Source organism: Pedobacter sp. (genome assembly GCF_041645105.1).
Taxonomy (GTDB): domain Bacteria; phylum Bacteroidota; class Bacteroidia; order Sphingobacteriales; family Sphingobacteriaceae; genus Pedobacter.
This window is the reverse complement of record NZ_JBAZQQ010000017.1, coordinates 1-6,839: the sequence shown is the minus strand read 5'-3', so window position 1 is coordinate 6,839 and position 6,839 is coordinate 1. Positions and strand designations below refer to the sequence as shown.

10 protein-coding genes are annotated in these 6,839 nt (G+C 42.0%); all 10 read left to right on the top strand.

The window, feature by feature from the left end:
- The first annotated feature begins 76 nt into the window (after positions 1 to 76).
- The 10 genes from WC623_RS24630 (at position 77) to WC623_RS24585 (ending at position 6,832) form a co-directional block, all read left to right on the top strand.
- A complete protein-coding gene (locus WC623_RS24630; RefSeq protein WP_372856214.1) occupies positions 77 to 745 on the top strand; it encodes a hypothetical protein in 669 nt (222 codons plus the stop codon).
- On the top strand, positions 742 to 2,247 hold the full coding sequence (locus WC623_RS24625; RefSeq protein WP_372856212.1) for a site-specific DNA-methyltransferase: 1,506 nt from the start codon (positions 742 to 744) through the stop codon (positions 2,245 to 2,247). Before WC623_RS24630 ends, WC623_RS24625 begins: the two co-directional genes overlap by 4 nt.
- A gap of 145 nt (positions 2,248 to 2,392) precedes the next feature.
- Complete coding sequence (locus WC623_RS24620) at positions 2,393 to 2,602, top strand: hypothetical protein (protein WP_372856210.1); 210 nt, start codon at positions 2,393 to 2,395, stop codon at positions 2,600 to 2,602.
- A 9-nt stretch (positions 2,603 to 2,611) separates the two neighbouring features.
- A complete protein-coding gene (locus tag WC623_RS24615) occupies positions 2,612 to 2,836 on the top strand; it encodes a hypothetical protein (protein WP_372856208.1) in 225 nt (74 codons plus the stop codon).
- A gap of 43 nt (positions 2,837 to 2,879) precedes the next feature.
- Positions 2,880 to 3,041, top strand: a complete 162-nt coding sequence (locus WC623_RS24610) for a hypothetical protein (protein WP_372856206.1) — start codon at positions 2,880 to 2,882, stop codon at positions 3,039 to 3,041.
- Positions 3,034 to 3,690, top strand: a complete 657-nt coding sequence (locus tag WC623_RS24605) for a hypothetical protein (protein WP_372856204.1) — start codon at positions 3,034 to 3,036, stop codon at positions 3,688 to 3,690. The genes WC623_RS24610 and WC623_RS24605 overlap by 8 nt, the downstream gene beginning before the upstream one ends.
- A gap of 135 nt (positions 3,691 to 3,825) precedes the next feature.
- A complete protein-coding gene (locus tag WC623_RS24600) occupies positions 3,826 to 5,868 on the top strand; it encodes a terminase gpA endonuclease subunit (RefSeq protein WP_372856202.1) in 2,043 nt (680 codons plus the stop codon).
- A 134-nt stretch (positions 5,869 to 6,002) separates the two neighbouring features.
- On the top strand, positions 6,003 to 6,227 hold the full coding sequence (locus WC623_RS24595; RefSeq protein ID WP_372856200.1) for a hypothetical protein: 225 nt from the start codon (positions 6,003 to 6,005) through the stop codon (positions 6,225 to 6,227).
- Positions 6,228 to 6,259: 32 nt separating this feature from the next.
- Positions 6,260 to 6,505: a hypothetical protein gene (locus WC623_RS24590; RefSeq protein ID WP_372856198.1), complete on the top strand. Its 246-nt coding sequence runs from the start codon at positions 6,260 to 6,262 to the stop codon at positions 6,503 to 6,505.
- Between the two features lie 96 nt (positions 6,506 to 6,601).
- A complete protein-coding gene (locus WC623_RS24585; RefSeq protein ID WP_372856196.1) occupies positions 6,602 to 6,832 on the top strand; it encodes a hypothetical protein in 231 nt (76 codons plus the stop codon).
- The last annotated feature ends 7 nt before the right edge of the window (positions 6,833 to 6,839 follow it).

Here is a 6,839-nt window from a genome sequence, read left to right as displayed (position 1 = left end):
GATAGGAAAACCCACCTTTTCCATTCGCAATCTAAATCCTTTTGTAATTAACATCACAGAATAGGAGGTAAAGACAATGGAATCAGTAACTATCAAATTTGAAGGTATAGACAATTTGCTGAAGAAATACTCACCAGAGATTGTCAAAACTGCTATTAAACGTTCTCTATCTCTGGCTACACGAAGGGGCAAGACCTTTATGTCAATTCAGGTCAGGGAAAAGTTTAACATCAAAAAATCTGATGTTGACAGAAATATAATGGCAAGACCACGCTTGTCAGAGTTAAAATCAGAATTGCTTTTGATTGGCAAACCTATTAGCCTAATGTATTTTGGAGCATATCAAGTTGTAGGTGGACGCAAACTCTATGGTGCAAAAGTCAAAGGGCGAAAACCTCTGGCATTGGCTCAGCAACTCAAGACTACCCGGGCAAAAGGTGGTGGAGTCTATGAGCAGATAATCAAGGGGAGACGAACATTCCTGCAAAAGCCCATATCTATTGGAGGCAAATCGCTTGGCAAGCCCTTTATTGGTTTTGGTAGAGGTCGTGTGCCTATGGTTTTCAGACGAGAAACTGGTTCTGAAAGCTCTACTTATAAAGGCAAAGAGAAGCTGGTGGCGATGAAAAGCATTACCTATGCGTCTATTTTGCAGAAACCGCAGAACATCAGCAGGGTAAAGCAACTGATAGAGGAGACCCTGGGGACTGAATGCAAGCGGCAGGTGGAAGAGGTGTTGAAATGATAGACAAATTAGAGATTGAATATGTGCCGATAGAACAGATAAAGCCGAATGAATACAATCCTAAGAGGCTAACTGAAAAAGAGGCTAAAGACCTTGAGAAGTCAATAGTTAAGTTTGGAGTGGTTGACCCCTTAATAGTCAATAAGGCTATAGGTAGAGAAGGCATTCTATTGGGAGGACACCAGAGGCTGAACATATACCAGAAGCTGAAATATAAAGAAGTGCCTGTTGTTTGGGTAGATGAACCAGACCTGAAGAGAGAACAGGAACTTTGCCTAAGACTTTCAAAGAATACTGGCTCTTGGTCAGATGACCTACTCTGCAATTTTGATGATGACCTTTTGCTTGAGATTGGCTGGGAGCAAAGTGAGCTTGACTTCATTCACCAGACCGATGAGACGATGATGGAAGACGACTTTGACCTTGACAAAGCTATTGAGAGAGAGCCGAAGTTTAAGGTGGTTAGAGGGGATTTGTTTTGTTTGGGTGGACGGCACTATCTTTTATGCGGAGACGCTTGTAATGCTGAGGATGTATCAAGACTGATGGGTGAAGATAAAGCTGACCTTGCCTTTAACGACCCTCCCTATGGAATGAAGAAAGAAAAGGAAGGCGTGATAAATGATAACCTAAATTATGATGATCTGTTGGCATTTAACAAGGAATGGATACCATTACAAATCACCTATATTAAAGACGCTGGCAGTTGGTATTGTTGGGGAACTGATGAACCTCTGATGGATATTTACAGCCAGATTATCAAGCCATATATCAAGACGCAAAAGGCAACCTTCAGAAATTTAATCACTTGGGATAAAGGCAATGGACAGGGACAAATGTCAGCAGATTTTAGGATGTATCCGATAGCAGATGAAAAGTGTTTGTTTGTTATGATGGGGGTGCAAGGGTTTAATACTAATGCTGATAATTATTTTGAAGGCTGGGAGCCGATTCGTAATTACTTATTAGAACAGAGGCAAAAGGCAGGTTGGAATATTCCAACAATGAAAATGATAGCAGGACATAGCGACAAAAACAGAGACCATTGGACTGGAAAAAGTCAGTTTGACTTACCCACAAAAGAAGTTTATCAAAAGTTTCAAGCCTATTGTCAACAAAATAACATAGATGCCTTTAAGAAGGAATACGATGTGCTCAAGAAGGAATACTACGATACAAGGGCGTATTTTGACAATACCCACGAAAACCAAAACAATGTATGGCATTTTAGCAGAGATACCGAGAGAGCAGGAGAACACGCAACCCCGAAACCTGTTGACCTGTGCACAAGAGCAATAAAAAGCAGTTGTCCAAAAGGCGGGCTTGTGATTGATTTCTTTTTGGGAAGCGGGTCAACTTTAATTGCTTGCGAGAAAACAGAACGGAGACTATACGGTATTGAGATAAGCCCCATATACATATCGGTATGTCTTGAGCGAATGCTTGCCCTTGACCCCACCATATCCATAACAAAGAATGGCGAGCCGATGGAGACGCAATGATTTCTACCACGCCACACACAGCACCACTTAACAAGAGTAAAATGACGACCCTATACAATTACACCTTGAGCAGAAAACAAATCAAAACTACCACGCTACATAGGAAGCCCTACAATGAGCCATATAGGAACACAGGAGAAGTAAAATGAGCAAAGCAAGACAGAAAATCCTAAGCATAATCAGCTCAAGCATTGGCTTCAGAGTAAGCAATATCCAGAGAGGCACGGCAAGCGAAGCAGATAAGCGATTGGTTAGCGAAGCACTGGGCTTCAGGAGCCTGTGTTTATATTCTGTTTTAGAGGATAAAGACTTGAAGCAACTTTGGTTTGATAGTAATTTAGAGTTTAGTTTATAGAGAGGCAAAATGAAAGATAAAGACCCAAGACAGAATCCAGCACATAAAGAAAGAGGAGCTAAGCGATTTTGCTATACCTATCAAAATATTGCTACCGTGTTAGGATATAAAAATGTTGTATCGGTTAGACGATTAGTTTCTAAGAAGTTACTCAACCCCGAATCTCTGGGGTCTATTGTTGAACATTGGTGGAGAAGAAAAAGAAAAGTAATAAGAAGTAAAACACAACTGTAACATTTTCTTGACTAAACTTTCTTTGAAAGCGTATAATTTTAATATGATATATACAGTAGGCTATGGTAAGGATTTGGGAGTAGAGGGGCTAAAGGTAATTATAGAAAAACATCAGATTAGAGCAGGATTTAAGACGCCAGGGAAAGCATTAAGAAGAATGCTTGATGTTGTGAATAACCATAAAGAGGAGTGGCAAAATGGTTGAAACAACCCCCGACATCCTAAAATCTGCCTTGAAGCCACCCGATAAAATCCAATATAACAGCCTTCGCAAGCTGATAAATGACGGTAAGGTTTTAACCACAGCTCAGCAGAAAAAATATGATGAGTATGAGACGCAGATTGAAGCCTACCAGACCACCCAGACCCCAAAATATGACAGCCCTTATGTGATAAAAATGGTGGACGCCTGTGCTTTTTATGGCAAGTCAAGGGTGGCTATTCAGCTTTGGCAGGGCTTATCAGGTTATCCCAAGCACGCACATCAGGAAAGGGGCAAAGTAGATTTGAAAATCCTCAACGACTGGGTGATAAACCACTTCTACGGCGATGCAGATACGGCTATAAGTATGGCTCAGGCTAAACTGCGGAGAGAGATTGCCAAGGCACGGAGAGACGAACTGCTGACGAAAGAACTTGAGGGTAGCCTGATAAGTTTGGAGAAAATCACAGAGGACTTTGTGTTTATCCTCAGTATCCTGAAAACAAGAATCACATCCTGGGTGAAGAGAATCCCTCCGAAGGTCAAGATGATGGAAGAGAAGCCGATAACCAAGATTTTGAACAGTGAGACCAGAGACATTTTGATAGAATTGTCAAAGGGTGTGAAGGGATTGGTGCATAAGAGAAAATAAAAATACTGGCTGAGGCATTTAATTAAAAATGCTCAGGGGGCGTCCAAGAAGAGTAGAGAGACAGGCCAACTTTATAAAAGCCAAACGCCCGTATGTCTCCAGCAGATTAAAATTCTGCCAGCCAGTATATAAATTTTGATAATAGAGAAAATGAAAACCCCAGCCAAAGCAATAAAAAGGCATAAGATAAAATTACAATCTGAGGCACGGATAGAGACTAAAGGGCTGATAAGAGCAAACCAAGTTGAAACCGATTACATCAACAGGGCGATGAAGAACGCCTTGACCCCACCTGATGACATCACCATAGACGATTGGGTAGAGAAAAATATCATTTTGCCCGAGCATACCTGCCCTGAACCTGGCCCATTAAAGATAAGCAGGACACCTTACACCAGAGGAATCCTGCAAGCGTTTGGCTCATTGTATATTGAACATATTGTTATTGTGTTCGGACGGCAAGTTGGGAAGTCTCAGGGCGTGCTCTATCCCTGCCTTGCTTATGCCATAGCTCAAGACCCTGGTCCAGCTCATTTTGTTATCAGCACCCGAGAGCTTGCAAAATACACCAGCCAGAACAGACTCCAGCCGATGTTTCTACAATGCGAAGAAGTTAAGCGAAGAATGACCTCTAACCCTGACGACTTTACCAATATGGAAATGCGATTTCAGAATATGGTGCTGACCTTAGCGGGTGGTGGGACGGTCTCTCAGATGATTTCCCGACCTGTTAGGTATCTATTTAGAGATGAGATAGACGAAATTACAGGCGATGCGAGTTCAAGTGCCGACCCCTTAAAAGCCGTGCAAGAGACAACCTCCACCTTTGCGAATAGAAAAATAGTGGATACCAGCACCCCGACAACCACCACAGGCAATATATGGCAACAGCTGACTACCTGTCAATATGTTTTTGAGTTTTGGGTGCCGTGTCCGGAGTGTGGAGGCTATCAGATTATGATATGGGATAGAATCAAATTTGATAGCGATGAAAAAGACAGAGAAAAGCTGATTAGGGAGGTTCGTTTTGAATGCAAACACTGCAAGGCAAAACTCCAAGAGATAAAAAAAGCTGAGATGGTGATCAACGGACAGTGGAGGGCAAGGGAAGACCCATTGGCGGACATATTGAATTATAAAGACACGGACATAGAAAAAACCGTCTTACTTGAAGATGTGCTTGAGAATTATAGCGTTAGAAAAATTGGCTTTCTAATGCCGAAATGGTATGGGCTATTTTATCACACCACTTGGGCTAATGCTGTGCGTGAGTTTTTAGAGGCAATGGACGCTCAAAGGGATTTTGGGGACTATCTCAGGCTCAGGGATTGGTGTCAATACTGGGCAGCTAAGCCTTGGGAAGAGAAGCGAGAAGTCAAGGCGGTTACAGACCTATTGCAAAACAAGATTGACATACCAGCTTTTATCATCCCTAAAGGCTTTGTAGCTCTAACCTGTGGCGTAGATATGGCACAGGACGGCTTTTATTATGTCATTTTAGCTTGGAAAAGGGATATGAGTTGCCACTTAGTTCATTATGGCTTTGTGGCAGGATGGGAAAGCGTAACGGCTCTTCTCTGGGAAACCTCATATCAGATGGAGGGAGAGGAGCGGAATCTTGGCATATATCGGCTTGGTATTGATACTGGTGGCACAAAATATCAAGGGGAAACTGTGATGACAATGACGGAGGCTTGCTATGAGTGGATACGAAGATTTGGCAGAGGTAGAGCAGTGGGGATAAAGGGAGCTTCTTCACAAGTTAAAAGCGGTAAGAGAATGCAAGTATCAATAATTGATAAAACTCCTAAAGGTAAGCCCATCCCTGGTGGCCTGATGAACTGGATAGTTGACACGAGTGCTTTTAAGGACGCAATCCATTACAGGCTTTCCCTTGAGGAAGGCGTGCCGGGCAGATTTACCTTTTCCGCAGATACGGATACAGACTATATCAAGCACCTGCTATCAGAGGAGAAGCGATTAAACAGACGCACAGGCAAATTTGACTGGGTGGCATTAAGCAAAGCTAATCACTGGCTTGACGCAACAAATTACGCCTTTGCCGTAGCAGACCCCGAATGTAATGGCGGTATTATGGTTATCAGGCAGCCCATCCAACAGAAAGCCACCCAGACGCAGAGCAAACATAAAAGCGGATGGATGAATAACTGGAAGTAAAGCCTACCTAAAAATAATTTTCAAAAACCTTAAATAAATGAAAATAATACTTGACAAAACTTCCTTTTGTATATATACTTATAATATAGAAAAGAGAGATAGGACAGCCAAGTCAGTCAATCTTGAGGAGGTAAATGGAAATGATAGATGTAAGAATAGGATTAGTAAAAACAATCTGGGATGCAGAAAAAAGACACTGCGGGAGATGCATCATTGATTATCCAAATGGCAAACAAGAAATCATAGAAATTACTGTTAGTAATGATATGTTAAAATTGAAAGCAATGATGCAGGGATGGAAAGCAAAAGGGGAAAAATATGGGATTATACAAAATTGGACGAATCCTAATGGGAGTTGATGGTTTTATAAATTAAAAGGAGGTGATAAAAAATGACTAAAATAGAGCAAGCTGAAGCAAAATTACAGGCTGCCAACCTACGAGTTTTGGCAGCGGGGCAAAGGGCAAATGCAAACGCACACAGACGACAAGCAACCCATCCTATATACTCTGGGCAAGAAATAGTATGTATGGATAAAGCGGCACAGATTGACGCATTTGCGGCACGGTCAGAAGCTCAAGCAGATTTGCTGGAAGCACAAGCGGAAGAAGATACCCCTACAATAGCCGAACAATAGCCGAATAAATTGTAGGGGTATCTGGTGGCTACCCACTATCTCAGAGGCGGTAGGGTCAGGGACTCTGGGAGGCTAATTAAAGGAGGTTAGATAAATATGAACATAGACAGAAGAAAAAGACTTGTAAAAATATCCGATGCAATAGCCGAACTATCATCAGATATTGAGGGGATAATGGAAGAGGAACAAGAGTATTATGACAATATGCCTGAATCTTTCCAGAATGGAGAAAAAGGGGATTTGGCACAGACGGCTATTGATGCCTTGCAATCTGCTCAAGACAATTGTGATGAGATAATAGGCAGCATAGAAGAAGCTACGGCTTAAAGGAGGT

Excerpts from the sequence above, each read along its gene's own strand:
- WC623_RS24630 (WP_372856214.1), top strand. The coding sequence starts at position 77 with ATGGAATCAGTAACTATCAAATTTGAAGGTATAGACAATTTGCTGAAG.
- WC623_RS24625 (WP_372856212.1), top strand. The coding sequence starts at position 742 with ATGATAGACAAATTAGAGATTGAATATGTGCCGATAGAACAGATAAAG.
- WC623_RS24620 (WP_372856210.1), top strand. The coding sequence starts at position 2,393 with ATGAGCAAAGCAAGACAGAAAATCCTAAGCATAATCAGCTCAAGCATT.
- WC623_RS24615 (WP_372856208.1), top strand. The coding sequence starts at position 2,612 with ATGAAAGATAAAGACCCAAGACAGAATCCAGCACATAAAGAAAGAGGA.
- WC623_RS24610 (WP_372856206.1), top strand. The coding sequence starts at position 2,880 with ATGATATATACAGTAGGCTATGGTAAGGATTTGGGAGTAGAGGGGCTA.
- WC623_RS24605 (WP_372856204.1), top strand. The coding sequence starts at position 3,034 with ATGGTTGAAACAACCCCCGACATCCTAAAATCTGCCTTGAAGCCACCC.
- WC623_RS24595 (WP_372856200.1), top strand. The coding sequence starts at position 6,003 with ATGGAAATGATAGATGTAAGAATAGGATTAGTAAAAACAATCTGGGAT.
- WC623_RS24590 (WP_372856198.1), top strand. The coding sequence starts at position 6,260 with ATGACTAAAATAGAGCAAGCTGAAGCAAAATTACAGGCTGCCAACCTA.
- WC623_RS24585 (WP_372856196.1), top strand. The coding sequence starts at position 6,602 with ATGAACATAGACAGAAGAAAAAGACTTGTAAAAATATCCGATGCAATA.